The following is a 1,067-nucleotide window of genomic DNA, read 5'->3' on the forward strand; positions in this document are numbered from 1 at the left end:
ACCCTTGATGACCCCAGCATTACCCGGGGTCGGGCTGCACGCTTAGACGGACTATTCCATTAAGTCCGCGGAAGCTACCTCTCTGCGTCATCCCTCGCGCTGACCTACTACAACCTTGGTTCCCAGCCTCACAGCATCCCTCACCCCGAAGGGCAAGAGGACTGATCGGGTGGTTAGCATCGACTGCCTCGGTATGGGTCCTCCTACGATCGGTTCGGGAATATCAACCCGATGTCCATCGACTACGCCTGTCGGCCTCGCCTTAGGTCCCGACTAACCCAGGGCGGATTAACCTAGCCCTGGAACCCTTGATCAATCGGCGGACGGGTTTCTCACCCGTCTTTCGCTACTCATGCCTGCATTCTCACTCGAACAGCCTCCACCACTGGGTTCCCCCGCGGCTTCGCTGGCTGCTCGACGCTCCCCTACCCATCCCGGCAGAACCGGAATGACACAGCTTCGGCGGTGTACTTGAGCCCCGCTACATTGTCGGCGCAAAATCACTTGACCAGTGAGCTATTACGCACTCTTTCAAGGGTGGCTGCTTCTAAGCCAACCTCCTGGTTGTCTCAGCAACTTCACATCCTTTTCCACTTAGCACACGCTTAGGGGCCTTAGCTGATGTTCTGGGCTGTTTCCCTCTCGACTATGAAGCTTATCCCCCACAGTCTCACTGCTGCGCTCTCACGTACCGGCATTCGGAGTTTGGCTAAGGTCAGTAACCCGGTGGGGCCCATCGCCTATCCAGTGCTCTACCTCCGGCACGAAACACGCAACGCTGCACCTAAATGCATTTCGGGGAGAACCAGCTATCACGAAGTTTGATTGGCCTTTCACCCCTATCCACAGGTCATCCCCTCCATTTTCAACTGAAGTGGGTTCGCGCCTCCACGCGGTCTTACCCGCGCTTCACACTGCCCATGGATAGATCACTTCGCTTCGGGTCTAGAGCCGGCGACTGAACGCCCCGTTCAGACTCGCTTTCGCTACGGCTACCCCACACGGGTTAACCTCGCCACCGACCACTAACTCGCAGGCTCATTCTTCAAAAGGCACGCCGTCACCCC

General features: G+C 57.5%; 1 rRNA gene. It reads right to left on the bottom strand.

Features of this window, described 5'->3' with window-relative positions:
- Positions 1-1,067 (bottom strand): 23S ribosomal RNA (locus ABD080_RS16730); the annotation flags it as partial.

The organism is Brachybacterium rhamnosum (genome assembly GCF_039526185.1).
GTDB classification, from domain to species: domain Bacteria; phylum Actinomycetota; class Actinomycetes; order Actinomycetales; family Dermabacteraceae; genus Brachybacterium; species Brachybacterium rhamnosum.